General features: G+C 39.6%; 27 protein-coding genes and 1 riboswitch. Of the genes, 2 read left to right on the top strand and 25 right to left on the bottom strand.

The window, feature by feature from the left end; all coding sequences use genetic code 11:
* Nucleotides 1-59 precede the first annotated feature (59 nt).
* Nucleotides 60-1,010 (top strand): M23 family metallopeptidase, encoded by a 951-nt coding sequence (locus ACIQAA_RS11595; protein WP_402619541.1) that lies wholly within the window; start codon nucleotides 60-62, stop codon nucleotides 1,008-1,010.
* A gap of 22 nt (nucleotides 1,011-1,032) precedes the next feature.
* On the opposite strand, the gene yunB is transcribed toward ACIQAA_RS11595, so the two are convergent.
* The 24 genes from yunB to ACIQAA_RS11475 all read right to left on the bottom strand — a co-directional run bounded on the left by yunB (nucleotide 1,033) and on the right by ACIQAA_RS11475 (nucleotide 24,646).
* Nucleotides 1,033-1,788, bottom strand: a complete 756-nt coding sequence (yunB, locus tag ACIQAA_RS11590; RefSeq protein WP_402619175.1) for a sporulation protein YunB — start codon at nucleotides 1,786-1,788, stop codon at nucleotides 1,033-1,035.
* 108 nt (nucleotides 1,789-1,896) lie between these two features.
* Nucleotides 1,897-2,199 (bottom strand): YunC family protein, encoded by a 303-nt coding sequence (locus tag ACIQAA_RS11585; protein WP_402619173.1) that lies wholly within the window; start codon nucleotides 2,197-2,199, stop codon nucleotides 1,897-1,899.
* A gap of 67 nt (nucleotides 2,200-2,266) precedes the next feature.
* Nucleotides 2,267-3,613: a bifunctional metallophosphatase/5'-nucleotidase gene (locus tag ACIQAA_RS11580; protein ID WP_402619170.1), complete on the bottom strand. Its 1,347-nt coding sequence runs from the start codon at nucleotides 3,611-3,613 to the stop codon at nucleotides 2,267-2,269.
* A gap of 18 nt (nucleotides 3,614-3,631) precedes the next feature.
* The gene (locus ACIQAA_RS11575; protein ID WP_402619167.1) at nucleotides 3,632-4,453 is read right to left on the bottom strand and encodes a sulfite exporter TauE/SafE family protein; all 822 of its coding nucleotides are present in this window, start codon (nucleotides 4,451-4,453) and stop codon (nucleotides 3,632-3,634) included.
* A 17-nt stretch (nucleotides 4,454-4,470) separates the two neighbouring features.
* Nucleotides 4,471-5,316 carry a DUF72 domain-containing protein gene (locus ACIQAA_RS11570; protein ID WP_402619164.1) on the bottom strand — a complete coding sequence of 282 codons (846 nt, stop codon included), beginning with the start codon at nucleotides 5,314-5,316 and terminating at the stop codon, nucleotides 4,471-4,473.
* Nucleotides 5,317-5,557: 241 nt separating this feature from the next.
* Nucleotides 5,558-6,520 carry an N-acetylmuramoyl-L-alanine amidase gene (locus ACIQAA_RS11565; protein WP_402619161.1) on the bottom strand — a complete coding sequence of 321 codons (963 nt, stop codon included), beginning with the start codon at nucleotides 6,518-6,520 and terminating at the stop codon, nucleotides 5,558-5,560.
* A 153-nt stretch (nucleotides 6,521-6,673) separates the two neighbouring features.
* Complete coding sequence (sufB, locus tag ACIQAA_RS11560; protein WP_402619158.1) at nucleotides 6,674-8,071, bottom strand: Fe-S cluster assembly protein SufB; 1,398 nt, start codon at nucleotides 8,069-8,071, stop codon at nucleotides 6,674-6,676.
* A gap of 51 nt (nucleotides 8,072-8,122) precedes the next feature.
* Nucleotides 8,123-8,560: a Fe-S cluster assembly sulfur transfer protein SufU gene (sufU, locus tag ACIQAA_RS11555; protein ID WP_402619155.1), complete on the bottom strand. Its 438-nt coding sequence runs from the start codon at nucleotides 8,558-8,560 to the stop codon at nucleotides 8,123-8,125.
* The gene (locus tag ACIQAA_RS11550; RefSeq protein WP_402619153.1) at nucleotides 8,550-9,779 is read right to left on the bottom strand and encodes a cysteine desulfurase; all 1,230 of its coding nucleotides are present in this window, start codon (nucleotides 9,777-9,779) and stop codon (nucleotides 8,550-8,552) included. Before ACIQAA_RS11550 ends, sufU begins: the two co-directional genes overlap by 11 nt.
* Nucleotides 9,779-11,089, bottom strand: a complete 1,311-nt coding sequence (gene sufD, locus ACIQAA_RS11545) for a Fe-S cluster assembly protein SufD (RefSeq protein ID WP_402619150.1) — start codon at nucleotides 11,087-11,089, stop codon at nucleotides 9,779-9,781. Before sufD ends, ACIQAA_RS11550 begins: the two co-directional genes overlap by 1 nt.
* Nucleotides 11,090-11,112: 23 nt before the next feature.
* Entirely contained in the window at nucleotides 11,113-11,898 is a 786-nt protein-coding gene (sufC, locus tag ACIQAA_RS11540) for a Fe-S cluster assembly ATPase SufC (protein WP_402619148.1), read from the bottom strand.
* 436 nt (nucleotides 11,899-12,334) lie between these two features.
* Complete coding sequence (locus ACIQAA_RS11535) at nucleotides 12,335-13,174, bottom strand: MetQ/NlpA family ABC transporter substrate-binding protein (protein ID WP_402619145.1); 840 nt, start codon at nucleotides 13,172-13,174, stop codon at nucleotides 12,335-12,337.
* A gap of 13 nt (nucleotides 13,175-13,187) precedes the next feature.
* A complete protein-coding gene (locus ACIQAA_RS11530; protein ID WP_402619142.1) occupies nucleotides 13,188-13,859 on the bottom strand; it encodes a methionine ABC transporter permease in 672 nt (223 codons plus the stop codon).
* Complete coding sequence (locus tag ACIQAA_RS11525; protein WP_402619140.1) at nucleotides 13,852-14,877, bottom strand: methionine ABC transporter ATP-binding protein; 1,026 nt, start codon at nucleotides 14,875-14,877, stop codon at nucleotides 13,852-13,854. The genes ACIQAA_RS11530 and ACIQAA_RS11525 overlap by 8 nt, the downstream gene beginning before the upstream one ends.
* Before the next feature lie 162 nt (nucleotides 14,878-15,039).
* Nucleotides 15,040-15,148, bottom strand: a riboswitch (SAM riboswitch).
* A gap of 126 nt (nucleotides 15,149-15,274) precedes the next feature.
* The gene (locus ACIQAA_RS11520) at nucleotides 15,275-16,591 is read right to left on the bottom strand and encodes an O-acetylhomoserine aminocarboxypropyltransferase/cysteine synthase family protein (protein WP_402619139.1); all 1,317 of its coding nucleotides are present in this window, start codon (nucleotides 16,589-16,591) and stop codon (nucleotides 15,275-15,277) included.
* Between the two features lie 19 nt (nucleotides 16,592-16,610).
* Complete coding sequence (locus ACIQAA_RS11515) at nucleotides 16,611-16,970, bottom strand: SCP2 sterol-binding domain-containing protein (protein WP_402619136.1); 360 nt, start codon at nucleotides 16,968-16,970, stop codon at nucleotides 16,611-16,613.
* Nucleotides 16,971-17,106: 136 nt separating this feature from the next.
* The gene (locus tag ACIQAA_RS11510; protein WP_402619133.1) at nucleotides 17,107-17,415 is read right to left on the bottom strand and encodes a thioredoxin family protein; all 309 of its coding nucleotides are present in this window, start codon (nucleotides 17,413-17,415) and stop codon (nucleotides 17,107-17,109) included.
* A gap of 3 nt (nucleotides 17,416-17,418) precedes the next feature.
* Nucleotides 17,419-17,775: a toprim domain-containing protein gene (locus ACIQAA_RS11505; RefSeq protein ID WP_402619131.1), complete on the bottom strand. Its 357-nt coding sequence runs from the start codon at nucleotides 17,773-17,775 to the stop codon at nucleotides 17,419-17,421.
* 132 nt (nucleotides 17,776-17,907) lie between these two features.
* Complete coding sequence (locus tag ACIQAA_RS11500) at nucleotides 17,908-18,147, bottom strand: YusG family protein (protein WP_402619128.1); 240 nt, start codon at nucleotides 18,145-18,147, stop codon at nucleotides 17,908-17,910.
* Nucleotides 18,148-18,261: 114 nt separating this feature from the next.
* Entirely contained in the window at nucleotides 18,262-18,645 is a 384-nt protein-coding gene (gcvH, locus tag ACIQAA_RS11495) for a glycine cleavage system protein GcvH (protein WP_402619125.1), read from the bottom strand.
* 62 nt (nucleotides 18,646-18,707) lie between these two features.
* Nucleotides 18,708-19,064 carry an arsenate reductase family protein gene (locus tag ACIQAA_RS11490; RefSeq protein ID WP_402619122.1) on the bottom strand — a complete coding sequence of 119 codons (357 nt, stop codon included), beginning with the start codon at nucleotides 19,062-19,064 and terminating at the stop codon, nucleotides 18,708-18,710.
* A 176-nt stretch (nucleotides 19,065-19,240) separates the two neighbouring features.
* Nucleotides 19,241-21,025, bottom strand: coding sequence for an acyl-CoA dehydrogenase family protein (locus ACIQAA_RS11485; protein WP_402619120.1), 1,785 nt, complete (start codon nucleotides 21,023-21,025; stop codon nucleotides 19,241-19,243).
* Between the two features lie 21 nt (nucleotides 21,026-21,046).
* The gene (locus ACIQAA_RS11480; RefSeq protein WP_402619118.1) at nucleotides 21,047-22,222 is read right to left on the bottom strand and encodes an acetyl-CoA C-acetyltransferase; all 1,176 of its coding nucleotides are present in this window, start codon (nucleotides 22,220-22,222) and stop codon (nucleotides 21,047-21,049) included.
* Between the two features lie 36 nt (nucleotides 22,223-22,258).
* The gene (locus ACIQAA_RS11475; protein WP_402619115.1) at nucleotides 22,259-24,646 is read right to left on the bottom strand and encodes a 3-hydroxyacyl-CoA dehydrogenase/enoyl-CoA hydratase family protein; all 2,388 of its coding nucleotides are present in this window, start codon (nucleotides 24,644-24,646) and stop codon (nucleotides 22,259-22,261) included.
* A gap of 218 nt (nucleotides 24,647-24,864) precedes the next feature.
* Between ACIQAA_RS11475 and ACIQAA_RS11470 the strand changes: the two genes are divergently transcribed.
* Nucleotides 24,865-24,996, top strand: a complete 132-nt coding sequence (locus ACIQAA_RS11470; protein WP_402619112.1) for a YuzL family protein — start codon at nucleotides 24,865-24,867, stop codon at nucleotides 24,994-24,996.
* Nucleotides 24,997-25,039: 43 nt separating this feature from the next.
* On the opposite strand, the gene glnA is transcribed toward ACIQAA_RS11470, so the two are convergent.
* Nucleotides 25,040-26,404: a type I glutamate--ammonia ligase gene (gene glnA, locus ACIQAA_RS11465; protein WP_402619109.1), complete on the bottom strand. Its 1,365-nt coding sequence runs from the start codon at nucleotides 26,402-26,404 to the stop codon at nucleotides 25,040-25,042.
* Nucleotides 26,405-26,451: the final 47 nt, after the last annotated feature.

Below are 26,451 nucleotides of genomic sequence, written 5' to 3'. Positions count from 1 at the left end.
TAATCGGAAGGAGGATTCCTGTGCGGGCATTTCTGATAATTGGAACAATCCTCTTATTTATGAGCTTTTCTCTCAGGGATGCTCATGCTAAAGGTCCTGATGAATATCAGGAAAGAATGAAGCTATACAAAAAGGTTGAAACTGTTACACTCATTCCTTGGTATTACTTAGCTGCTGTGGATCAGTATGAAAGGACTATTCGGCAGGTACGCAAAGATTTACCTAAAGCAGAAAGTGTAATTGGCATTTATTTCACTCCGGAGAAATGGGCTGGACCCACAAATCCAAATCCTGAAGAAGAAAACCCAGCAATTATCCAATTTTTCAATGGTATGGGCGTCGATGGGGATGGAGATGGAAAAGCTAGTTTAAAGAGTGACGAAGATGTCTTATATACTTTCGCCAATTATCTTCTTTCATATGGAATAGACGATGATAATATTAAAATTGGGTTATGGAATTATTATCACCGTGACAAAACAGTTAGCATTATAGTTGGGAAGGCGAAAATGTACCGCCATTTTGGCCGGTTAGATTTAGATACCCATGTATTCCCGCTGCCCTTACGCAGCAATCACAGTTATCGCAGTACGTGGGGCGATGCAAGGGGCTGGGGCGGCAGAAGAATTCATGAGGGTACCGATATTTTTGCAGGTTACGGTGTTCCAGTACGTGCTACAAACTATGGCATAGTGGAAATGAAGGGCTGGAATAAGTTCGGCGGCTGGAGAGTTGGAATTCGTGATATTAATAATACGTATCATTATTTTGCTCATCTTAGCGGTTTTGCTAAAGATTTAAAGGTTGGACAAATCGTTGAACCCGGAACCTTGATTGGCGGAGTGGGCAGTTCCGGATATGGACCTCCGGGAACATCTGGAAAGTTTCCACCTCATTTGCACTATGGTATGTATAAAGATAACGGTTATACCGAATGGTCTTTTGACCCAACCCCGCATTTAAGATTGTGGAAACAGCAAGAAAGACAAGCATTAAAATCGAAAAAATAGGACTGTCCTTTTGACAGTCCTTCTAATTCTGAGGAGAAGGTATTTCAATGGATGGTGTAACACCATTCCCACCATTATTATAAAATTGTGGTACATCGCCCTGAATTAATCTTCCTCCAACAGGAATTTTCTGCTCTAGTTTGGTAATTTCAGTTGCAAACGGAGTTATAATTTGTACGGACACCTCTAAATGAATAGCAACATCAATCCATGTATTATTGATGCCCATCGGTTTTGGGTCGATTTTTACATCAGGTCGTACCTCACCAATCGCATGAAATCTAACGGGTATTTTAGGACCTAAATTTCCTAACAAAGCCATGTTGGTGGCTTGCCCCAATGGAACATTCCAAACAATCCCATCCTCTCTTTCCTCATTCACCTCAATATCAACGTCTGTTAATTGCTCTAATGAGGCGAGATCCCCTTTCTCTGCCGCATTTAAGTTTTTTTGTATCTCATTGGTGATTTCAGATAACTTTTGATTGATCACTTCTGTATTTAAACTAGCGCTCGGCTGCGCACCATTTTCTCCCGGCTCTACTGCGATGACATCCCCTACCTCTACGGTTTTTTTATTAATGGCTTTATTGATTACCTGCGAGGCGATTTGATTCGTTTTTGATTCCGCATATCTCATCAGGGAAGGCTCAATACCTTTATTAACCAGCCATATTCCCATTGCAGTAGATAAAATAAAAAAGACAAACGATAATAACAAAACGTATCGGAAAGGTAACGGTCCCCGTTTTCGGTGACGCACTCGAAACTTAGCCAAATATGATCCCCCCTTACATGTTATATGTATGCGGGAAAGGGATGAACTAGCCTATAAATTTATACTAGCTTGCTTGACATAAGAAAAAGCCTGCACGAATGCAAGCTTTCATACCATTTTCAACAAGGCGTCTTTTCCGATCATTCCTTTTGTAATCCCGATTGCTTCTGCCTCAGCTGTAACCGACTCCATTGGAGCATTAAGGAGCTGTTCAATCGTTCTTACACCCACTGCTCTAGCGGCAATGATTTTGCGATCCTTTAACTTTTCATTTAATAACCCAACATCTAAAGCACCGCACATGATATATCCCTTATCATTGCTTATTGAGAGCAGTGTAGTTTTCGGCAGCAAGACAGTAACAGCCAAGAACGTGTGACCATTAATCTCTACCGGTGATAACTCAATCAATTTACACACTCCCTTCCTCACTATCAACTTATGAAAGCGAGAGAAAAAGCGTGTATACATTTTAGGACTACTTTTCTAATTTCCATTTCAGTATGTCCCGTAAAAATTCAGGAAGAAAATATTCCTTTTTCTTCTGTGGAAAAACCTCTTTGAAAAAATGTCCGAAGGTAAACATATCTGGTACCGCAAGCGTATAGCGTTGGGTTAAATCTAGTGGATGACCATTGACATAGATGTCGTTGTTTTCATTAAAGGTAATCCTGTCATATATACTTGCTCCCATCACTGTTCCCCTAAAACCAAGCCCGGCCACTTGCTGCTGTGCCCAGTTTTCATCCCTTGTTTCAAGTAATACCTTCTTTAATTCACTGCCTGTTAGTTCAATTTTACAAGGATTAATCGGGTGTGGACAAATAGAAAGCAAATCATACAATGTCACCTTACTTGATAATGGACCCAAAATAAGACCACTATTCATAAATGCACAATCTGCTCTGCACCATTCTCTTAGCGCTTGACAAAGGAGCTGTGCAAGTTCCGTTTCTTGGAATAAATCATGCGTGTATTCATTAGGAACCGTTTTAATTTTTTGATTTAACAATTTCTTACCTTTACGGTAAAGCTCCTTATAAATCATTTTCTCATTTGGTACCGGAAGAAGCTCCATTACATTATATAATACCGCTTGTTTGCTGTTTATTTGTCTCTCATCAACTTGAATGGAAACATGCCCTACAAATCTTCCATGCTTACCAGCCCCAGCAAGTAATGTATCTCCCTCCAACTTTCCCTCAGGAAGTTTATGGTGGGTGTGACCGCCAAGAATGATATCGACCTCTGGAAATTCCCTTGCAATTTGTTCATCATGGTTCAGTCCTAGGTGAGATAGCAAGATAATGACATCTGATTGAGATCTAAGTGGCTGTATCCATTTTTTCAACTCTTCAAGAGGTTCTGTAAGCTGCCAGCCTAATAACTCATACAAGAGCGAATAATAGGCTGTTAATCCAATCACACCAATTCTCGTACCCTTTTGGGTCTGATAAATTTTGTATGGTTCCAGCCACGCTGGATACTGCCTGTTACTGTTATAGAGATTAGCCAGTATAACATCAAATTTTCTGTTGTCATACAAATGATTCAGCCCTTCATAAGGGAAGTTGATACCCTCATTGTTACCAATCGTAACGGCGGTATAACCGCTATCATTTAACAACTCAATATTTCCTTGCCCCTGGGTTCCCTCAGAAAGCGGGTGCCACCGGTCAATAAAATCACCAATGTCAAAGAGAAAAAATTCCTCCCCCGCTTCTTCGTGATATTTTCTTCGGCTAGTTAAGAAATGCTGAATTCGCGACCATCGCTTTAAATGGCTATGAAGGTCATTTGTATGATATATGTGAATGAATTCCATGGATAACTCGCATCCTTTTTAACCAATAATACCTTGATAGATTAATCGTATGCCGACAATTATTAATATGGTTCGCAGTAAAAAAACAATGGTTTTGCTTTTTAGCCTTGTGTTTAAATAGACACCGACCTTTGCACCAATCCATGCTCCAGGAACTAATGCCAGTGCAAGCAGCCAATCAACATTTCCTAGAGTGATATGGGTAATCGAGCTTAGGATGGATGTTGGTAATATCATAAACATGGATGTGGCTGTTGCGACGTGTGGCGGAAAGAAAAAGAACAGAATCATGGTTGGCACCATCAACGATCCCCCGCCAACACCTAAGATACCGGATAAAAAGCCGACGACAAACGAAATAATGACTCCCATCACAGGGTTAAATCCATACTCAAAGATTTTTCCTGAGTTATCCGTAAAGCTTCGGACAATCCCCTTATCTTTACGATAAGGAACCGGTTTTACTTTATCTTTTAATAACAGTACAAAAGAAACAAATATGATAAAAATGCCAAAAAATAAATTAAATGATTTTAAATCTAATATTTCCGTTACCCATGCCCCTAGGATACTTCCCGGACCACTCCCAATTAAAAATATCAATCCACTTTTATAATCCACCGTTTTATGCTTCATATAAGCTAAAGTGGAGGAAAGTCCGGTGAAAATCATTGTAAAAAGGGAGGTGCCCACAGCTGTTTGAGGGGAAATATAACCAAATGTAGACAGAGAGCCTAAAAAGAGCAAAGAAGGAACAATTACGATCCCTCCTCCCAATCCAATTAAACTTCCTAATGAACTGCCTGCTATTCCTATCAGTATTAAAACAATCCACTCCATACTATTTCTCCTTTAATTCAAAATAGATCCAGTTGTCTAGGAGCTAGGTCCTCATATTTTATATCTAAAAGGTTAATCATTGCTTTGGCGTTATCTGCCGCGTCTCCGCCTGAATTATTGTTAAAGAGAACATAGACATTAGCAGAATCCTTGGCTAATTTCCTAATAATATTTGCCCATTCTTGGAGTTCTTGTTGATTATAACGATAGAGGTAGCGAACCTCACGCCAATTTTCAGCCTGACGTTTTTGCCAGCCATGCACGTTTCGTCCATGGAATCGAATGAGAAGTTTTTCAGAGTTAATCGCCTCTAATATGGCTGGAATGGAGCCCGCCCCTGATTGGGGTTCATCACAAATACTATGTATCCATTTTTCCTCTTTCATAAAATCTAATGTATGCTGGCGAATTCGGGGTGTAAACCAAGATTGGTGCCTGAACTCAAGCGCACAGGGTACATCTCCCATAACATTTTTGCACCAACGTAAATATTCAACGTTTTCCCGCTTACAATCGAACCAAGGCGGGAACTGAAAAAGGACCATTGCCAATTTGTTTGCTTCTATGTATGGTTCTAGAGATTCTTTAAAAGCCTGAAACAGTTCTTGTTTGGTAGCGAATGGAGTTTCTCCGCGCTGATGGCCTGTCATCCCCTGGTAGGCCTTCACGACGAACTGAAACGAGGTAGGGGTATCATTCACCCATTTAGCTGCATTCCGCTTCGGTTGAATCGCATAAAAAGCATTATCCACTTCAACTGTTGGAAAATGACCTGCATATTCTTTTAACTTATCACGTGGAGGCACTTGACCAGGATATAAGCTATCATGATCTCCCCAACCTGTTACACCGATGTAAATCATCCTATATCACCTCCACCTGCGTAATAATAATATACCCCTAGTTGGGACTTTCTGCTATCCGCAAGTATTTCTTGCTATCCGCCAGTATTTCTCGCCATCCTCCAGTATTTCTCGCCATCCGCCAGTATTTCTTGCCCCAGCTAAGTAGTTCGAAAAACAAAATAAATCCCCCTGCCTATAGGGCAAGCGGATTACTATTTTCAGCCCATATTTCAACTGATAGAAGGGAAGGCTTTTGTTATTAAGCTAGTTTAATCTGAACCGCTTCAATCCGTAACGCTTGCCCTGTGGTACCTGCTACTTCACCGTTTTTCTTCCAATCCGTCCAACCAGCATCCTGCACATGTACCCTATATAAAATAGTATGTTGATCACTTTTTATTTTGATTGCTTCTAGGCGTAATCCTTCCCCCACAGTTCCAAAAATTTCACCATTTGTTCTTACAGTTGTCCATCCTTTATTTTCAACGTGACCTTCCATTTCTAACCTTGCATTAGAATTTTCTAATCTTACCGTTAATGCCTCAAGCCTTAAAGACCTGCCCGTAGTTCCTGCTGTTTCTCCATTCCTCCTTGGTCCTTGCCAGCCTATGTTTTCCACATGTGCTTCATACACAACAGAGGGTCCAGGCGGTCCTACTGGTGCTGGTTTCTTAGTCAAACCGTAAAATTGAACTAAACCATTGACGATACCTTGTGCACATTTCCTTCGGTATTCATCAGATTTAAGCAATGCTAAATCCTCATTATTGGTCATAAACCCACATTCAATTAAAAGTGCGTCCATGTTGGTTTGACGTAAGATAGCAAAGTCAGCACGCTTCACACCGCGATTGGGCATGCCGGTTATATTTATTGTATTATCATGAATCATTCGTGCCAGATTATCGGTGCTTGTAGGTGTATTGAGGTAAATATAGGTTTCTATCCCTCTTGCAGAAGCTGCTCCAGCGTTTGCGTGGATGCTTACCAAACAATTTACTTGTAAGCGGTTGGCTAAGTCTGCACGTGCATTTAGACTCGTATCAATAGCATCGTTTAAATCGTGAGAGAAGAATACCTCTACTCCATTATATTGAGCAAGTAGGTTGGCTGTATGAATAGCTGTTGCCTTATTAAATTCAAATTCGCGCATACTCCCATCTGGAGCACGTTTTCCAGGCGTGTTAATATCGTGGCCAGGATCTAACATAATTTTTACCATTATCATCATCTCCCTTAGTATATTAAATGAACTAATATTCACTTTTGTATAGGTCAAAAGGGCAAAAAATATGTATGGTTAACATTTATGTTGTTTGTCCTGTGGCTTTGAAAGAAAAGGAGACGAACTGAAAAGTTCGTCTCCTTTAGTGGTTTAACCGATAGAACCTTCCATTTCAAACTTAATCAGGCGGTTCATTTCGACTGCGTATTCCATTGGTAATTCTTTCGTAAATGGTTCAATGAAGCCCATTACGATCATTTCAGTTGCTTCTTGTTCTGAAATACCACGGCTCATCAAGTAGAAGAGCTGTTCTTCAGATACTTTTGAAACTTTTGCTTCGTGCTCAAGTGAAATGTTATCGTTTAGGATTTCGTTGTAAGGGATTGTATCGGAAGTTGATTGATTATCCATAATCAACGTATCACATTCGATATTTGCACGAGCACCATCCGCTTTACGTCCAAAGTGAACAACACCACGATAAGTAACTTTACCGCCATGCTTTGAAATCGATTTTGAAACAATGGTTGAAGAAGTGTTAGGAGCTAAATGAATCATCTTTGCTCCTGCATCCTGGTGCTGACCTTTACCTGCGATCGCAATGGATAAAGTCATACCACGTGCACCTTCACCTTTTAAAATAACAGCTGGGTACTTCATCGTTAATTTTGAACCGATGTTCCCATCTATCCATTCCATTGTTGCATTCGCTTCACAAACAGCACGCTTCGTAACTAAGTTGAATACATTGTTTGCCCAGTTTTGGATCGTTGTATAACGGCAATAAGCGTCTTTTTTAATGATAATTTCAACAACCGCACTATGAAGTGAATTTGTTGTATAAACAGGTGCAGTACAGCCTTCTACATAATGAACATGTGCGCCTTCATCAACGATGATTAACGTACGCTCAAATTGCCCCATATTTTCAGAGTTAATTCGGAAGTACGCTTGTAAAGGTGTATCTACTTTTACACCTGGTGGTACGTAGATGAAAGAACCGCCAGACCAAACAGCAGAATTCAAGGCAGAAAATTTGTTATCTGTTGGCGGAATAACCTTTGCCCAGTGCTCACGGAAGATATCCTCATTCTCTCTAAGAGCAGAATCAGTATCTTTAAAGACGATACCTAAATCCTCAAGTTCTTCCTTCATATTATGGTAAACAACCTCAGATTCGTACTGAGCAGATACACCAGCAAGGTACTTCTGCTCTGCTTCAGGAATCCCTAGTTTGTCAAACGTTGCTTTAATTTCTTCAGGGACTTCATCCCATGATTTTTCCGATTTCTCAGATGGTTTTACATAATAAGTGATTTCGTCAAAATTCAATGAGCCTAAATCTCCGCCCCATTGAGGCATTGGCATTTTATAAAAATGCTCAAGTGATTTTAAACGGAAGTCTAGCATCCATTGTGGTTCATTTTTAAGTTTTGAAATCTCTTCAACAATTTCACTTGTTAGACCACGTTTTGATCGGAATATGGAAACGTCCTTATCGGCAAATCCGTATTTATAATCACCGATTTCCGGCATTTTCTTCGCCATCGTCGTATTCCTCCATTTCATAAACAACTAGGGAAGGATCCCTAGGTTGTTCTATTGTTGTTCCTCTTCATTCAATCCTTTTTCCATTGCCTTCCATGCAAGCGTAGCACATTTGATTCGGGCTGGGAATTTAGAGACACCCTGAAGTGCCTCGATGTCACCTAAGTCCACATCATCATCGTAGTCTTTCCCTTGAATCATATCGGAGAATATCTTTGAAAGCCTAATCGCTTCCTCTACTTTTTTCCCCTTGATGGCTTGGGTCATCATCGAAGCAGATGACATCGATATTGAACAGCCTTCTCCTTCAAATCCTACATCCTTAACGATTCCATTTTCAACTTTAAATGTCAATTGAATTCGGTCGCCACAAGTAGGATTGTTCATATTGATGGTGTGACTGCCATCCTCTAACAGTCCGCGGTTACGCGGCTTTTTATAGTGATCCATAATAACTTGACGGTAAAGTGCATCTAAATTAGAAGACATCGCTGAAATACTCCTTTGTTTTAACAAGTCCTTCAACCAGCTTATCAATATCGTCTTCTGTGTTGTATAAATAAAAGCTTGCACGAGCAGTAGCTGAAGCCTTCAACCATTTCATCAACGGCTGTGCGCAGTGGTGTCCTGCACGGACAGCTATACCTTCCGCGTCAAGGACAGTTGCCACATCATGCGGGTGTACATCACTAATATTAAAAGTAACGAGACCTGCACGTTTTGCGGCGTCTAACGGTCCATAAATCGTCATCCCAGGTACAGAAGACATTTTTTCCAAAGCGTAGGCAGCAAGCTTATGCTCGTGTTCTGCAATATTATCTAAGCCAATTTCATTTAAAAAGTCGATTGCAGCTCCAAGACCAATCGCACCTGCAATAATCGGTGTTCCCGCTTCGAACTTCCACGGCAGCTCTTTCCATGTTGATTCTTGTAAATGAACGAAATCAATCATTTCCCCGCCGAATTCGATTGGTTCCATATTTTCTAACAAATGCTTTTTCCCGTAAAGAACTCCGATACCCGTAGGAGCACACATCTTATGTCCGGAAAAAGCCAAGAAGTCACAATCTAAATCTTGAACATCTATTTTCATATGAGGCGCACTTTGGGCCCCATCGACTACCATAATCGCGCCATTCTCATGTGCAATTTTAGCAATTTCCTTAACAGGATTAATAACACCTAGTACATTTGAAACCTGCATAACAGAAACAACACGAGTATTTGCTGTAATGGTGGCTTTTACATCTTCAAGTGATATTGTGCCATCTTCCTGAAGCGGGATGTACTTTAACACTGCTCCAGTTCGTTTTGCCACCTGCTGCCAAGGAATAATATTACTGTGGTGTTCCATATACGTAATGACAATTTCGTCACCAGCGTTTAAGTTTACAGCTGCATAGCTTGCAGCAACTGTATTTAAAGCTGTCGTGGTTCCCCTGGTAAAAATAACTTCTTGGGTTGATTTTGCATTAATGAATTTACGAACCTTTTCCCGTGCACCTTCGTAGGCATCCGTTGCGCGTGTTCCAAGCGTGTGAACACCACGATGAACATTGGAATTGATTTCTTTATAATATTTCTCCACTGTCTCAATGACTTGGATTGGTTTTTGAGATGTTGCTGAACTATCGAGATAGACAAGAGGTTTACCGTTTACTTCTTGATCTAAAATAGGGAATTGACGACGAATATCCAGGACATTCATTATCGTACTTTCCTTTCAATTACAGCTGTTAACTGCTTCTTTACTCCTTCAATTGGCAGCTGGTTTACTACTGGAGCAAGGAAACCATGAATAACCAAACGTTCTGCTTCCTTTTTCGGAATTCCGCGGCTCATTAGGTAGTATAGCTGCACAGGATCCACACGGCCAACTGAAGCAGCATGACCTGCTGTTACGTCATCTTCATCAATGAGAAGAATAGGATTTGCGTCACCGCGAGCTTTTTCACTTAGCATAAGTACACGTGATTCTTGTTCAGCATTGGATTTTGAAGCACCATGCAGGATATGACCAATTCCATTAAAAATGGAAGAAGCGCTGTCCTTCATAACACCGTGCTTTAAAATATAACCTTCGCTGTTTTTCCCATAATGAACAACTTTTGTTGTAAAGTTTTGAATCTGCTCACCACGTCCAACAACCACTGTTTTTGTATCACCATAAGCACCATCACCAACTAAGTTGGTTGTATTCTCAGAAATGGTATTTCCTTCATTCATTAATCCAAGTGCCCATTCAATTCTAGCATCTCTTCCAGCTGATCCACGACGATTCACGTACGTGGTGATCCCTTTTGCAAGAGTATCAACTGCACCATACTGAACTTTTGCACCAGCTTTTGCAATGACCTCTGTTACGATATTAAAGACACTATTAGCAGTTTCAAGAGTTGATAGGTAATTTTCTACGTACGTAACTGCGCTGTTATCATCAGCTACAACTAAAACATGATTAACAAGGTTTGCTTCTGCAGAATCATGTAAATAAATGGAATGAATCGGTTCTTTAATTTCAACATTTTTAGGAATGTACAAGAATGCTCCGCCATTCATAAGTGCTGCATGAAGGGCAATCAGGCGGTGTTCGTCTGTTTTAACTGCGTCTGTTAACAAGTACTTCTGTACCAGCTCGCTATGTTCACGAACGGCAGTAAAGATATCCGTAAAAATGACGCCTTGCCCCTTTAATTCCTGTGTTAAAGAAATATAGGCAGGGGTATGATTTCGTTGAATATAAAGATTTTTTGCTGTCGATTCATCACCAATTAATGCTTTTACTTCTTCTGGAAGCTCAGCTAGTGAAGAAAAAGTTTCACTTTTCACGGTAGTGGAATCAAATTGAGTAAAGTTCCACTTATCAATTTTTGTTTTATCCGGTCTTGGCATTGGAAGAGATTCGCTCAATTCTAATGCTTTTAAACGCAATTCTTCCATCCACACAGGCTCGTTCAATTCTTTAGAAAATGAACGAACAAAATCTTTATCATATGATAAATTCGTTTCTGTTGTCATCATTATCCTCCTAACGCTAACTCTTACGCTTCTTGCCCAACTGTTTCATCTTCGATTCCGAGCTCTTGCTTGATCCAGTCATATCCTTCTGCTTCTAAGCGTTGTGCTAGTTCTGGTCCGCCTGATTTTACAACACGGCCCTGCATCATTACGTGCACATAGTCAGGAGTGATATAATTTAAAAGTCTTTGATAGTGAGTAATAATTAAGCAACCGAATTCTTCTCCGCGCATTTCATTGATTCCTTTAGAAACAACCTTTAATGCATCAATGTCCAATCCAGAGTCGATTTCGTCTAAAATCGCAATCCTTGGCTCAAGCATCATTAATTGCAGGATTTCATTACGCTTTTTCTCTCCACCAGAAAATCCTTCATTTAGGTAACGCTGTGCCATATCGAGATCCATTTCAAGGAATTCCATTTGCTTATCCATTTTACGGATGAATTTCATAAGTGAAATTTCATTGCCTTCGCCAAGACGGCTATTTAAGGCAGAACGTAAGAAATCAGCATTTGTTACACCATTAATTTCGCTTGGATATTGCATGGCTAAGAATAGACCAGCACGTGCGCGCTCATCTACTTCCATTTCAAGTACGTTTTGATCATCTAACATAATGGAACCGCTTGTTACTTCATATTTCGGATGACCCATGATAGCAGAAGATAAAGTAGATTTACCAGTACCATTTGGTCCCATGATCGCGTGAATTTCTCCACCTTTTATTTCGAGGTTTACACCTTTTAAAATTTCTTTTCCATCAATTTCTACATGTAAATCTTTGATCGTTAATGTTGACCCAGCCATATATATACCTCCGCAAAGATAATTTTGTATCTTGTAGCCTAAAACACTTAGCCCCAAAATTCATTCTCACTTTATTCTCATTACAATCTTATAACAAATAGAATCTGTTAGCAACTCATAAACAGTAATAACATTCTAGAATAACGAAAGAATTTTTATTTTCACTGAACCCAAACCAAATGAGAATGAATAGGTAGACAAGATGTGTTTGTACTATAATAAATTCGGAATTTTAAAACTTGTGAACGCTTTATGTATTCACATACGAACTAAATCATATCGTATTTATCTCTATTTTGCCAAGATATCAGCATTATTATTTCCTGCCTATTTTTACCTAATAACGTTGTTTCATGTACAGCCTAAAATTTAAATGGACGAAAGCCAGTGAGTTTATTTTTCACTGGCTTTTCGTCTTTCTTATATATTATATTTCTTATTCTGAAACTGGTACAACTGCACCTTTGTACTTTTCTAGGATGAAGTCTTGAATTTCTTTAGAACGCAGCACTTCCACCAATGTTTTGATCGCTTCTTTGTTTTCATCACCTTTACGAACTGCGATTACGTTAACATATGGTGACTCACTATTTTCAATTGCAATGGAATCTTCTAATGGATTAAGACCAGCGTCAATCGCATAGTTTGAGTTGATTAGTACGGCGTCTCCTTCACCATTGTTGTAGATTTGTGGTAATAATGCTGCTTCATAATTTGTATCAAACTTAAGGTTTTTTGTATTTTCTACAACATCTTCCGTTGTTGCGGTTGTTTTATCAATGCCCTCTTTTAATTTAATTAATCCCTCTGCCTCAAGAAGGGAAAGAAGACGTCCATGGTCGGCTACAGAGTTACTCATAATTAATTGTGCACCATCAGGTAAATCATTTAAATCTTTGTATTTTTTAGAGTAAACTCCGATTGGCTCAATGTGGATACCGCCAGCGTTTACAAAGTCATAACCATTTTCTTTAATTTGAGCTGTTAAATATGGAATGTGCTGGAAATAGTTTGCATCAAGTTCTTTAGAATCCAATGCCTTGTTTGGTAATACATAATCTTGGAAAGTTTCAATCTTTAATTCGATACCTTTTTCTTCTAAAAGCGCACTAGCTTCTTCTAAGATTTCTGCGTGAGGAACATTAGATGCCCCTACCACTAATTCCGTTGTTTCTGCTTTTTCATCTCCACCTGTTGACTTCTCTTCGGAAGTACCGCATGCTGCTAATAATAATACGAATGATAATGCTAAAACGAAACTGAATAATTTTTTCATGTTGCCCTCTCCTTTATCTTTTATCTAATTTTGAAGTGATAATATCACCGATAAACTGAATTACAAACACAATGATCAAAATAATGATAGTCGCGATTAATGTTACATCATTCTGATTTCGCTGGAACCCTTCTAGATATGCAAGGTTTCCTAATCCTCCCGCACCGATGACTCCTGCCATGGCCGTATAACCTACAAGCGCAATCGCGGTAACTGTAATGCCTGATACTAAGGCTGGCATTGATTCAGGAAGTAACACCTTCCAGATAATCGTGCTCGTTGTAGCCCCCATGGACTTAGCTGCTTCAATTACACCTTTATCTATTTCCCTAAGACCAATTTCAACCATTCTTGCATAAAATGGCGCAGCACCTATGATTAATGCTGGAAGAGCCGCATTTTCACCGATCATGCTTTTAACAAGGAACATAGTAAATGGTATTAATAATACAATTAAGATAATAAAGGGAATGGAGCGAAATATATTAACAATTGCACTGATTACGATGTTTACTGGCCGGTTCTCCCAAATGTTCCCTTTTGAGGTTAAGAAAAGCAGCATACCAAGTAAAATACCTAAAATAAATGTTGCGACTACAGAAATCCCTGTCATATATAAGGTTTGAAGTGTAGCCTCCCACATTTCTTCCCAATCAATATCCTGAAAGTAACGTTCCTCATTCATTCGTAACCACCTCCACTCCCACCTGTTGAGAACGAATGTAGTCTACTGCTTTATCGACTTCCGTGTCATTACCGTCTAGATGAATAAACAGCGATCCATAGGATCCGCTTTGAGTCTGCGAGATCTTTCCCTGCAGGATATTAACAGTGACATTATTATTTCGAATTAAATTCGTAATAATTGGCTGCTCTGCTGCTTCACCAATAAACGTTAATTGTACCACCCGTCCAGTCTTACAGTGCTCTAACAAATGCTCAGCCGTTTCTTTTGTTTCTTCTGGCTCGGTAACCTGTTGAACAAAACGCTTCGTAATCTTCTGCTGCGGGTTTTTAAACACATCTAACACCTGTCCAAGCTCCACAATTCTGCCACTTTCCATAACCGCTACCCGATGACAGATTTTACGGATGACATGCATTTCATGAGTGATCAGGACAATTGTTAATCCCAGCCTTTTATTGATATCAACTAACAAATCCAAAATAGAATCGGTAGTTTGTGGGTCTAGGGCTGAAGTTGCTTCATCGCAAAGCAGTACTTTGGGATTGTTGGCCAGTGCCCGCGCAATTCCAACACGTTGTTTTTGACCGCCGCTAAGCTGGGACGGGTAAGCATTTTCTCTTCCTTCAAGACCCACTAATTTAATCAATTCATTTACTCTTCTTTGTCTTTCAGAACCACCCACGCCAGCTATCTCCAAAGGAAACGAGATATTCTCGCTAACCGTTCTTGACCAAAGCAAATTGAAATGCTGAAATATCATACTTATTTCCTGGCGTGCTTTCCGAAGCTCACTGCCCTTAATTTTTGAAATAACACGGCCAGCAACGGTAACAGATCCTTCTGTCGGGAGCTCTAGTCCATTAAGCATTCGAATTAAGGTACTTTTCCCCGCACCACTATAACCGATTACCCCGAAAATTTCCCCTTCTTGTATTTCTAAATTAACATCATCAACTGCCTTCAGCTGCCCCTGTTTAGAAGGGAAAACCTTTCGGACATCTTTTATAGAAATCATTCCATCACCTTCTTTATCCAATAAAATGTGTAGTTGCAACAATTTCAATTAGAGCGGACTGCTTAAATATAGGGTTTGATTGATTCCAGAAAAACATTCTATAGTAGAAAAATTAAAAAGCCTTTCTGCATAGGCAGAAAGGCATCATAAATAAGGACCTTTCTCCCATCTTCCAAAGCATCCGCTTTGTGTGAATTGGCACCATTTCAATAATAATATTGACGGTTGCCGGGCTTCATCGGGCACATCCCTCCACCACTCTTGATAAGAGTTAAAAGCAATCTATATTCAATTAGTACGTTCATTGATTAAAGAAATTATTTTAGTACGAAAATTATCGTAACATGGATAAAAAGTGATGTCAACGAAATTTTCTTCAAATTTTGAATAAACTTTTTTAGGCTTTTGCTTTTAAAGAAGCGACACCTGTGGCGGTCTCAATCGCTGCTTCTAGGTCTTCAATTAAATCCTCTACATTTTCAATACCAATGGAGAGTCGAATTAAATCCTCAGAAACTCCAGCTGCCTTCAGTCCTTCTGTATCAAGCTGCTGATGAGTAGTGCTGGCAGGGTGAATAATTAAGCTTTTCGCATCGCCAACATTCGCTACATGGGCGAAAAGTTTAATGGAGTCAATTAATTTTGCTCCGGCTTCTCTGCCGCCTTTGATTCCAAAAACGATCATCGACCCGGCACCTTTAGGCAAATACTTGCTTGCCAATTCATAATCAGGATGAGAAGCGTGACCAGGATAGGATACCCACTCAACAGCAGGATGCTTGACTAAGTACTCAACTACTTCCTTCGTATTGGCTACATGCTCCTTCATTCGAACATGAAGTGTTTCTAGTCCAAGTGTAAACTGAAAAGCGTTTTGTGGACTTAAAGAAGGTCCTAAATCACGTAAAAGTTGTACGCGCGCTTTAATAATATAGGCAGCAGCACCTAATGCTTCAGCATAAACAAGGTCATGATAGCTTGGATCTGGAGTTGTAAAACCTGGGAATTTAGGTGAATTCCAGTCGAACCTACCACCGTCTACAATAATTCCTCCCGTTGTTGTACCATTCCCTAAAAGCCATTTCGTTGCTGAATGAATAACAATATCAGCACCATATTCTATTGGTCTGCAAAGGTACGGTGTAGCAAATGTATTATCAATAATTAATGGAACTCCTGCCGCGTGGGCGATATCCGCAACTTTGTCAATATCAAGGATTCTTAAAGACGGATTCCCAATCGTTTCGGCAAACACCGCTTTTGTTTTTTCATTGATAGCCGCACGGAAATTTTCTGGATCTTCGGGATCTACAAACTTAACTTTAATCCCATATTTCGGGAGTGTAACGGCAAATAAATTGTAGGTACCCCCATATAATGTTGAAGCTGAAACAATCTCATCACCAGCTTCTGCAATATTTAATATTGCCAGGGTAATCGCAGCCATTCCACTTGCTACTGCAAGGGCTCCAACGCCGCCTTCTAACAAGGCAACTCTTTCTTCAAAAACGGTTGTTGTCGGGTTGTGGATTCGAGTATATATGTATCCGGTCTCTTTCAAGGCGAAAAGATTTGCCGCATGTTCGGTATTCTTAAATTGATAGGCATTATTTTGGTAGATTGGTACTGCTCTTGCTCCTGTTACTGGATCTGGTGCTAACCCTCCATGAACACTCAACGTTTCAAAACGATATTTTTTATGATTTTCCCCCATACTAAACACTCCTCAATTATTATGAAATAAATTTTCTATACCGTTCCTCTGACTTGGTTAAATAAAAGATTGATTCGATAAGTAAAATGGTACGAAATGGAGCTTTAACTTTTAGCTGTCCGTTGTTAATAAGATTTCTTAATTTTTCTTTTCCTTCAAGCAGACTATAAATGGAATCCCGTTGACCACTTATATCGCACGTGACAGCCCTGTCGGTAGAATCAACAAGGAAAATAACCTCGCCACGATGAAACATGAGGAAGTCCTCTTGACCTTCGCAAACCAGCTTTATTGTTAGACCTTCCAATTTTTCAATCAACTTGAGAACGTGACCGTTGTTCTTGATAGCAGCAAGGAAAATCTGTATCATTTCTTCCATTTTCCATCACTCCGATTCCACTCCATTCTGTTATATATTCAAGTCAGTTAAGTAGAATTCCTTTATAATTTTACCGACAAATTTCTGCTTTTGATGAGAAATAAAAAAAAAACAGACGCATCAATCGGCATCTGTTTTATCGTAATAATTGTTTAATTTTTTCATATAAGAAAGGAACAGAGTTGAATGCATAAATCATCTCAACCAGTTCTCCATCCTTTATAAAAAGCAGGCAGGGAACACTTTCAATTTGAAATTTTTCTGCCAGCTCAGGATAAAAATTCAGATTCATTTTCCCTATTTTCACATCAACCATATTTTCTATGACTTGGAGCATTCTGGATGCTACCTGGCAAGTACCGCATAAAGGCGTATAGAAGTAAATGAGTCCGGATGAATGACTATTAAAGAATGATGATACCTCATCTAGGTTCCAATCGTTCATTTGTTAACCCATTTCTAAAAATTGAGTATGAACATCGATATTTGCACCTAAAAGGACTGTTGCAAGATGGTACACTGGTGCAGTGGCAACTTCACGGTACATCTTATCTATATAAATATGTTCCGCTTGTGGGAATTCCCTTTTCAGTTGTTTGCGAAGTTTCTCACCTGCATCATCTGCATCAACAAGGATATAGACCTCTTTATCTTCGAGGGTATCAATTAATTCATCCAATTTAGACATACTGATTGTACCATTTGTGCAGACAATCTCCATTGGTTCCTTCAGGATACTTTTAACCTTTTTCTTATCTGATTTTCCTTCGACAATCAGAACTTTATCACCATACGTGTCATTCATCATTCATCACCTATACGAAAGAGAATTTATTTGTTTGATGTTAACATATTCAATAAATTTAATAACGTGTGAATATGTTCACTATACCACGATTGTCTTTTTGATAATAGGTGTTTGCTTACACAATATTCCCTAACACCATCCACCATCATCACAATCCGTATATTTTGCGTCTGGCTGTTCCGTAACTGTTACATTTTGAAAAATCTTTCGTTGTTCTACCTCAAATCGTTGATCTAACTGAAAAGTCATGTCCCCTGGTAACTGTATTTTACCAATGGGGGTATTATCTAGGAATAATTCCATTTCACCATTTTTCATTTTTCCAATTACTCGATCTGTCACATCAACCTTTTGCTGCTTCAATGTCATACCAAGAGCTCCTTTAAGTAAAGTTTATTCTAGTATCCCCTGGAATTAGAATATTCAAGGTGCGAATTTTTCCCATATAAAAAACACCTTGCATAACAAGGTGTTTACCAAAAATTAGTCTTCCTTAATCATTTCTTCGTATTGTTCTGCAGTCATTAGGTTGTCCATTTCACTGCTATCAGAAGGCTCAATCACGATCATCCATGCTTTTTCATAAGGAGATTCGTTTACGAATTCAGGGCTGTCACTTAAATCTTCGTTAACTGCAACAACCTTTCCGCTTACTGGTGCATATAATTCTGAAACTGTTTTAACGGATTCAACACTGCCAAATGGCTCATCAGCAGTCACTTCGTCACCAACTTCAGGTAGTTCAACGAAAACAATATCGCCTAGCTCAGATTGAGCAAAGTGTGTGATTCCTACTCGAACTGTTTCTCCTTCAACCTTTACCCACTCATGTTCTTCAGAATAACGCAATTCCTTTGGTGTAGTCATTACAAAATCCCTCCATTATTTTCTAAAAATCGGTTATCGAAATAGATCGATATGATGAAGCGTTATAGCCACATTTTCTCATACTCTTCTTCTTTAAAGCCAACAGTCACTCTTTCTCCGTCCGTTAATAATGGTCTTTTGATTAACATCCCATCTGAGGCTAACAAATCTAGCAGCTCATCTTCAGAAGCAGTGGATATTTTATCCTTAATACCCAGTTCACGATACTTTTGCCCGCTTGTATTAAAGAACTTCTTTAACTCAAGGCTGCTCTTTTCATAGATATCCTGAAGTTCAGCGCGAGATGGCGGATTTTCAACAATATGTATTTCTTTGTAGGAAAGATGATGTTCATCTAGCCATTTCTTTGCATTTCGGCATGTCCCGCATTTAGGATACCAGTAAAAAGTAAGCGGCATCTTCCCACCCTCCTCTTAAACATTCATGACATTTCTCGTCATTTTGATAGTAACATAACGGGGAAAAAAGTAAAAATGCTTCAGTTAAAATTTCGACGAATTCTGCAAAAATCCTGCTAAACAACTAGAAAAACTTTAGACTCCCGTAAAACCACTGGGGGCCTAAAGTTTATAATTTAAACGATATAGCGTTCTGCTTCAATCAGAACTTCAGCCGCTTCACGTTTCTTACCAATCACATTGATTGGCGTATGGCGAGTTAATTTACGAAGTGCTGATACGAGCATACGGAGGGTATCTCCTTGTTCAGTTGCAACCAAAGTTTCTTTCGCATGCTGCTCGATTTCGTTGAAAGCTTCTTGACAGAAAATTTGCGTATAAAGAAGTTTTTGTTTATTTTTCTCAAGACCAGTCTTGGCAATTGCCTTTTCTGTTCGTAACACAGCAGATTCCATTGCATAAGCATTAGAAACAATATCTGCAATATTAGATAAGATTTCTTGTTCTTTCTCAAGTGCCTTACCAAATTTTTGTGCTGCTAACCCGGCAGCCAGCAAACCGATTTTCTTCGCATTGCTTACTAAATGTTTTTCTTGAGCAAGAGGCTCATCACCTGGCTCTTCAGGCATTAACATCATAATTTCTTCTTGGAGCGCCATGGCTTTTTGGAATAATGGAAGCTCTCCTTTGAATGCCTTTTTAATATAGGTTCCTGGTACTAGGAGACGGTTAATTTCATTTGTACCTTCGAAAATACGATTAATGCGTGAATCACGGTAAGCTCTCTCGATGGTATACTCTTGCATAAAGCCGTATCCACCATGAATTTGTACACCTTCATCAACCACATAATCTAAAACTTCACTACAGAAGAATTTATTAACAGAGCATTCAATTGCATATTCAGCAATAGAATTTGCTACTAATTTAATATCCTTCTGTTCTTCAGTTGTAAGCTTTCCTTGATTTTCTTCATATAGTCCAATCGTACGGTAGACAGAGCTTTCTGCTGCATAGATTTTGGATGCCATCGTTCCAAACTTTTCTTTAGTTAAATTAAACTGAGAGATTGGTGTGTTAAATTGCTTACGGCCATTTGCATATTTAATAGCTAACTCAAATGCATTTTTAGAACCGCCCACACCGCCGACAGCTAACTTATAACGTCCGATATTTAAGATATTAAACGCAATGACGTGCCCTTTTCCATATTCCCCTAATAGGTTTTCCACAGGAACAGGTACATCTTCTAGAATAAGAGTACGAGTTGAGGAGCTCTTAATCCCCATTTTCTTCTCTTCAGCACCTGTAGAAACGCCAGGGAAATCTCTTTCAACAATGAAAGCAGTAAAGTGTTCGCCATCAATTTTTGTATAGACGACAAATACATCCGCAAAACCAGCATTGGTAATCCATTGTTTTTCACCGTTAAGAATATAATGGGTGCCTTCTGCATTTAATTTTGCTGTTGTTCTTGCACCAAGAGCGTCAGATCCTGAACCTGGCTCTGTCAACGCGTATGCCGCAATTTTTTCACCTGAAGCAAGTGCCGGTAAATATTTTTTCTTTTGCTGTTCGTTTCCGAATAAAACGATTGGCAGCGAGCCAATTCCAACATGTGCACCATAAGATAATGAGAAGCCGCCAGCCTTTGACATTTTTTCAGTTACAAGCGAGGAAGTCACTTTATCTAAACCTAAACCTTCGTATTCTTCAGGGACATCGGCTGCTAACAGGCCAAGATCACCCGCTTGTTTTAATAATTTTACAGTACGATCAAATTCGTGGTTTTCCAGATGTTCTAACTGTGGAAGTACTTCTTTTTCTATAAAGTCTTCTGCTGTTTTGGCAATCATTAATTGCTCTTCGTTAAAATCCTCTGGTGTTAAAATTCGGTCGTAGGAAATATCATCGATTAAAAAGCTTCCGCCTTTAATAATTTTTTCAGTTTGCTGTGCCATTTAATATTCCTCCTATTCTTTTTATAAAAGTTCAAATACTCCGGCAGCGCCCATTCCGCCGCCAATACACATGGTTACTACGCCAAATTGCTGCTGACGACGTTTTAATTCATGTATAAGGGTTAAGGTGAGTTTTGCACCTGTACATCCTAGTGGATGACCCAGCGCGATGGCGCCTCCATTTACGTTTACTTTTTCTTCATCCAATCCCAGCTCACGAATGACTTGAAGGGACTGTGATGCAAATGCTTCGTTCAATTCAAACAGGTCAATATCAGACATCTCTAATCCAGCTAATCTCACTGCCTTTGGTACTGCAACTACAGGACCAACTCCCATTATTTCCGGTGGTACGCCTCCTACGGCAAATGATCTGAATTTAGCCAATGGCTTTAGCCCAAGAGATTCTGCTTTTTCACGATCCATAATCATTAAGGCTGCAGCCCCATCACTTGTTTGCGAGGCATTCCCTGCCGTAACGGAACCAGTCACAGAAAAGGCTGGGCGGAGTTTTGCCAGCGATTGTACGTTTGTATCAGGGCGAACACCTTCATCTTGCGAGAACTGGACGGTTCTTTCAACAAGTTTATTGTCCTTTCCAACTGAACGGAAAGTAACATCAACGGAAACGATTTCGTCTACAAATTTTCCTTCTTGCATGGCTTTTGCCGCTTTCTGATGACTGCGAACTGCAAATGCATCCTGATCCTCGCGAGTAATACCATATTTCTTGGCTACTTCTTCTGCTGTATGACCCATTCCCATATAATATTCTGGAGCTGTTTCAGCTAACTTTACATTGGGTCGTATCACATGCCCTGCCATCGGAATCAAACTCATTGACTCGGCTCCACCTGCAATTGCAGTATCAGTGTGTCCCAGCATGACCCCTTGCGCTGCATAGGCAATCGCTTGGAGTCCCGATGAACAAAAACGATTAATCGTAATGGCTGGTACAGCGTGCGGCAGGCCTGCTAAAGCACCAATATTACGAGCCATGTTGTTACCTTGCTCTGCTTCAGGCATTGCACAGCCCATGATTAAATCATCTATATTTCCTTCATAGTTACCAGCACGCTTTAATGTTTCTTTTACAACCAATGCTCCCAAATCATCAGGGCGAACATGGGCAAGCGTTCCTTTCTTCGCTTTACCTACCGGGGTCCGAGCTCCGGCCACGATTACCGCTTCTCTCATTTCGTTCCCTCTCTTTCCTCGTATAGTATCAATCTATTAATTTCTCAAAGGCTTTCCTTTTACAAGCATGTGCTGCATACGCTGTTGTGTTTTACCTTCTCTTATTAAGCTTAAGAATGCTTCTCTTTCTAATTCCAATAAATATTGCTCATCTACCTCGGTTCCGTATGGTACTTTTCCACCTGCAATCACATAGGCGACTTTTTTAGCAATCTTCAAATCATGTTCAGAAATATATCCTGATAAAAACATAGATTGTGCCCTTAGTAAGAGTGTTGCGTAACCTGTTTCACCGACTACCGGTACTTTTCTGCGGGCTTTTTGTACATATCCCTGCTTATGCAATGCTAAAACAGCCTGCTTTGCGTCATACAACAAGTGATCGCCGTTTACACTTATTCCGTCGGCTAAGCCTAAGAAATTGTTCTCGCGTGCTTCTGCCCCTGAAGTAGAAACCTTTGCAGTCGCAATCGTTTCAAACACTTTATTTGCAACAGCTTGAAGGTCAATTTGTACGCCATTTGGCAGACCTTCTAAGTGCTTAATATATAACTCTTTATTACCGCCGCCGCCAGGCAGTAATCCTACTCCGACTTCAACAAGTCCCATATAGGTTTCTGCTGATGCTTGGATGTGCGCAGCAGGTAAGCATACCTCTGCTCCGCCTCCAAGTGTCATCGCAAATGGCGCTGCAACCACTGGTTTTGCGCTGTATTTTACCTTCATCATTGCATTTTGGAACTGACGGACTACCATTTCAAGTTCATAGATATTATCATCCTGTGCTTCCATTAGCATCATCGCGAGGTTTGCGCCGACACAGAAGTTTTTACCCTGATTACCAATTACAAGTCCTTTGTAGTTCTTCTCTACTTCGTCTATCGCAAAGTTAATCATTTGAATAATATCAAGACCAATGGCATTATTCGGAGAATGGAATTCTAGGAGAGCCACTCCGTCTCCTAAATCGATTAAGCTGGCACCGCCATTCTTTTTAATAACACCTTTTTGTTTCTTTAATTTTTTCAGGTCAATCACTTTTGGATTACTTTCCACTAGACGGTATTCGCCATTATTGAAGAAAAATTGTTCGCCATTTTCTTCTATATAGAAAGATGTATGCCCCTTGGCAAGCATCTCTGTTACCCAAGCGGGAATTTCCAATCCATTTTCCTTCATCTTCTCGACTGACTTTTCTACCCCAATCGCGTCCCACGTTTCAAAAGGACCCATTTCCCAGCCAAAGCCCCATTTCATGGCACGGTCAATGTCGACTACCGTGTCAGCGATTTCACCTAAAAGCTGTGCAGAGTATACTAGGACCGGACTAAAGATATTCCACAGTAACTCACCTGCTCGATCATTTGCATATACAAGCGCTTTCAATTTATTTGCAGTGCCTTTTTCCTGCTTACTCATTTCAGTTGCAGCAGTTGATAGCTTTTTACGTGGTATATATTCTAAGGCAGCAGGATCAAGTTCAAGGATTTCTTTCCCTTTTTTCAAAAAGAAGCCTTGACCAGATTTACTTCCCAGCCAGCCCTTTTCAAGCATGGATTTCATAAATGCAGGAACTTCGAAAACTTCCTTTTCTGTTCCGGATACTTTTTCATGAACATTACCTGCTACATGTGCGAATGTATCCAACCCAACTACATCTAACGTACGGAAGGTTGCGCTTGAAGGGCGCCCGACTATCGGCCCAGTAACAGAATCAACTTCCCCTACACTATAACCGCCCTTTAGCATTTCTTTGACAGTGATTAGGAGACCATAGGTTCCAATCCGGTTGGCAATAAAGTTCGGTGTATCTTTTGCAAGAACAACACCTTTTCCTAAAACATCTTCACCAAACGTTTTCATGAATGAAATCACTTCTTGGCTCGTATATTGTGTAGGAATGACTTCAAGTAATTTTAAGTATCTTGGCGGGTTAAAGAAGTGGGTGCCAAGGAAATGCTTCTTAAAATCCTCTGACCTTCCTTCTGCCATCGCTTCAACAGATATACCCGATGTATTGGAGCTGATAATACTTCCAGGTTTTCTATATTGATCCACTTTTTCAAATACTTGTTTCTTAACATTTAGATTCTCAACGACAACCTCAATTACCCAGTCGACATCCTTTAATTTCACTAGGTCATCTTCTAAATTTCCTGCTTCAATTAGTGCCAAGTTCTTTTTAACCGCTAAAGGAGCTGGTTTTTGCTTTAATAATTTTTGGATTGATTGGCTGCTAATGCGATTACGGACCTGCTTATCTTCCAACGTCAGTCCTTTTGCTTTTTCGTCGTCGGTTAACTCACGAGGCACAATATCCAATAATAATGTTGGTATACCGATGTTTGCTAAGTGCGCTGCAATCCCCGATCCCATGACTCCTGATCCTAGAACAGCTGCTTTTTTAATAAGTTGGTTCAACATTGTCTCCCCCTTCACATATTTTGAATGAATACTCATTCATTTTTTTGTCAAAAAAAATTCACAAATGAATGAGTTCTGCTATCTACTACTATAGAATATTTCAAAAATTTGCGCAATAAATAAAAGCGAAAAATAATAAATTTTTTATCAAGTGAATTTTCCTGTCAACTTTACATAATAAAATGGATTTGGGCATCCTATTAATGAGGTGATGATGCATGGGTAAAATGAAGAAAAACCCATCTAAAAGAGGCGTAAGCGCCGCTAGCGTTCAAGGAAACGCCGGTCCTGGCGGGGAACAGTCACAAAAAGACAAAGTAAACAGTCAAAATAACCAGTTCAAAAGATAATTAAAAAAGCAGGCTGAAATAATTCAGCCTGCTTAACTTTGATTTAAAACTTAGCTTGATAATTTTCGATTTCCCAAGTGTGAACAGCTGTACGATAACTATCCCATTCAGCCTTTTTCAAAGAAACAAACTCATCATAAACATGGTCACCCAATGTTTTACGTCCGATCTCTGCATCCTCTAATGCTTGTAAAGCAGCTGCTAAACTTCCAGGAAGACTTTCAATACCAAGTTCACCGCGGCGATCTTCAGTCATATGGAAAATATCTTCATTGATTGGAAACGGAACTGCTAACCCTTGTTCAATACCATCCAAACCAGCAGAAGCAATAACGGCAAAGGTTAAGTATGGATTTGCTGACGGATCCGGACATCTTAACTCAACACGAGTGGCCATCCCTTTTTTAGCAGGAATACGAATTAATGCAGAACGGTTTGAAGCACTCCAAGCAATATAACACGGTGCCTCATATCCAGGTACTAAACGTTTATAAGAGTTTACAAGTGGATTGGTTACAGCTGTAAAACTCTTTACGTTTTCAATTAAACCTGCAATAAATTGATATGCTTTTTCCGAAAGTTGTAATTCATCAGCCGGATCAAAAAACGCATTTTCATTTCCTTTAAAAAATGACATGTTTACATGCATTCCAGATCCGTTTATGCCAAAAACCGGTTTAGGCATAAACGTAGCATGCAGTCCATATTTCTTTGCAATTGTTTTTACAACCCACTTATATGTAGTGGAAAGATCTGCTGCGCCCAGAGCGTCAGCATACTTAAAGTTAATTTCGTGCTGTCCTTCAGCAACTTCATGATGAGACGCTTCGATAGTGAAACCCATAGCCTTTAGCGCACGATAAATTTCTAACCGCACTCGCTCTCCAAGATCTTTAGGCGACGGTTCAAAATATCCTGCTTTATCACTAAGTTCCTGTGTTGGATATCCATTTTCATCTGTTTTAAACAGGAAAAATTCCAGCTCAGGACCTACAGAAATGGTGTATCCTTTATCTGCAGCACGTTCCACTGTTTTCTTTAATACATTTCTTGTGTCACCTTCATACCACGATCCATCAGGATTTTTAACAGAACATAGAAAACGTGCTTCAGAATATCCGTCCTCTACTGTCCATGGTAAAACGGAGAATGTTGTTAAATCTGGCTGTAAATATAGGTCAGATTTATTTATCGGCGAAAATCCTTTAATAGACGATCCATCAAACATGATCTTTCCTTCAACCACATCTTCCAATTGCTCACTTGTGACGGTTATGTGTTTCAAGATTCCTTCTATATCTACAAACTGTAGGTGAAGAAGTTCAACATTCTTTTTATTTATTACTTCTTTAATTTCCTCGATAATTGCAAATTGATCTTTTACATTTGAAAGAATAGCCTCAGTCATGTTATTTCTCCTCCCGTAATCATGTCACTTAACCTAACATTGAATTT

The sequence above is a fragment of the Neobacillus sp. NPDC093182 genome, from assembly GCF_044754045.1.
This window is presented reverse-complemented; position numbering and strand designations above follow the sequence as displayed.

What these genes read in the sequence shown, in the direction of transcription:
- ACIQAA_RS11595 (WP_402619541.1), top strand. Translation starts at nt 60, where the DNA reads ATGAGCTTTTCTCTCAGGGATGCTCATGCTAAAGGTCCTGATGAATAT.
- ACIQAA_RS11580 (WP_402619170.1), bottom strand. Translation starts at nt 3,613, where the DNA reads ATGGAATTCATTCACATATATCATACAAATGACCTTCATAGCCATTTA.
- ACIQAA_RS11575 (WP_402619167.1), bottom strand. Translation starts at nt 4,453, where the DNA reads ATGGAGTGGATTGTTTTAATACTGATAGGAATAGCAGGCAGTTCATTA.
- ACIQAA_RS11570 (WP_402619164.1), bottom strand. Translation starts at nt 5,316, where the DNA reads ATGATTTACATCGGTGTAACAGGTTGGGGAGATCATGATAGCTTATAT.
- ACIQAA_RS11565 (WP_402619161.1), bottom strand. Translation starts at nt 6,520, where the DNA reads ATGGTAAAAATTATGTTAGATCCTGGCCACGATATTAACACGCCTGGA.
- sufB (WP_402619158.1), bottom strand. Translation starts at nt 8,071, where the DNA reads ATGGCGAAGAAAATGCCGGAAATCGGTGATTATAAATACGGATTTGCC.
- sufU (WP_402619155.1), bottom strand. Translation starts at nt 8,560, where the DNA reads ATGTCTTCTAATTTAGATGCACTTTACCGTCAAGTTATTATGGATCAC.
- ACIQAA_RS11550 (WP_402619153.1), bottom strand. Translation starts at nt 9,779, where the DNA reads ATGAATGTCCTGGATATTCGTCGTCAATTCCCTATTTTAGATCAAGAA.
- sufD (WP_402619150.1), bottom strand. Translation starts at nt 11,089, where the DNA reads ATGACAACAGAAACGAATTTATCATATGATAAAGATTTTGTTCGTTCA.
- sufC (WP_402619148.1), bottom strand. Translation starts at nt 11,898, where the DNA reads ATGGCTGGGTCAACATTAACGATCAAAGATTTACATGTAGAAATTGAT.
- ACIQAA_RS11535 (WP_402619145.1), bottom strand. Translation starts at nt 13,174, where the DNA reads ATGAAAAAATTATTCAGTTTCGTTTTAGCATTATCATTCGTATTATTA.
- ACIQAA_RS11530 (WP_402619142.1), bottom strand. Translation starts at nt 13,859, where the DNA reads ATGAATGAGGAACGTTACTTTCAGGATATTGATTGGGAAGAAATGTGG.
- ACIQAA_RS11525 (WP_402619140.1), bottom strand. Translation starts at nt 14,877, where the DNA reads ATGATTTCTATAAAAGATGTCCGAAAGGTTTTCCCTTCTAAACAGGGG.
- ACIQAA_RS11520 (WP_402619139.1), bottom strand. Translation starts at nt 16,591, where the DNA reads ATGGGGGAAAATCATAAAAAATATCGTTTTGAAACGTTGAGTGTTCAT.
- ACIQAA_RS11515 (WP_402619136.1), bottom strand. Translation starts at nt 16,970, where the DNA reads ATGGAAGAAATGATACAGATTTTCCTTGCTGCTATCAAGAACAACGGT.
- ACIQAA_RS11510 (WP_402619133.1), bottom strand. Translation starts at nt 17,415, where the DNA reads ATGAACGATTGGAACCTAGATGAGGTATCATCATTCTTTAATAGTCAT.
- ACIQAA_RS11505 (WP_402619131.1), bottom strand. Translation starts at nt 17,775, where the DNA reads ATGAATGACACGTATGGTGATAAAGTTCTGATTGTCGAAGGAAAATCA.
- ACIQAA_RS11500 (WP_402619128.1), bottom strand. Translation starts at nt 18,147, where the DNA reads ATGACATTGAAGCAGCAAAAGGTTGATGTGACAGATCGAGTAATTGGA.
- gcvH (WP_402619125.1), bottom strand. Translation starts at nt 18,645, where the DNA reads ATGACTACACCAAAGGAATTGCGTTATTCTGAAGAACATGAGTGGGTA.
- ACIQAA_RS11490 (WP_402619122.1), bottom strand. Translation starts at nt 19,064, where the DNA reads ATGCCGCTTACTTTTTACTGGTATCCTAAATGCGGGACATGCCGAAAT.
- ACIQAA_RS11485 (WP_402619120.1), bottom strand. Translation starts at nt 21,025, where the DNA reads ATGGCACAGCAAACTGAAAAAATTATTAAAGGCGGAAGCTTTTTAATC.
- ACIQAA_RS11480 (WP_402619118.1), bottom strand. Translation starts at nt 22,222, where the DNA reads ATGAGAGAAGCGGTAATCGTGGCCGGAGCTCGGACCCCGGTAGGTAAA.
- ACIQAA_RS11475 (WP_402619115.1), bottom strand. Translation starts at nt 24,646, where the DNA reads ATGTTGAACCAACTTATTAAAAAAGCAGCTGTTCTAGGATCAGGAGTC.
- ACIQAA_RS11470 (WP_402619112.1), top strand. Translation starts at nt 24,865, where the DNA reads ATGGGTAAAATGAAGAAAAACCCATCTAAAAGAGGCGTAAGCGCCGCT.
- glnA (WP_402619109.1), bottom strand. Translation starts at nt 26,404, where the DNA reads ATGACTGAGGCTATTCTTTCAAATGTAAAAGATCAATTTGCAATTATC.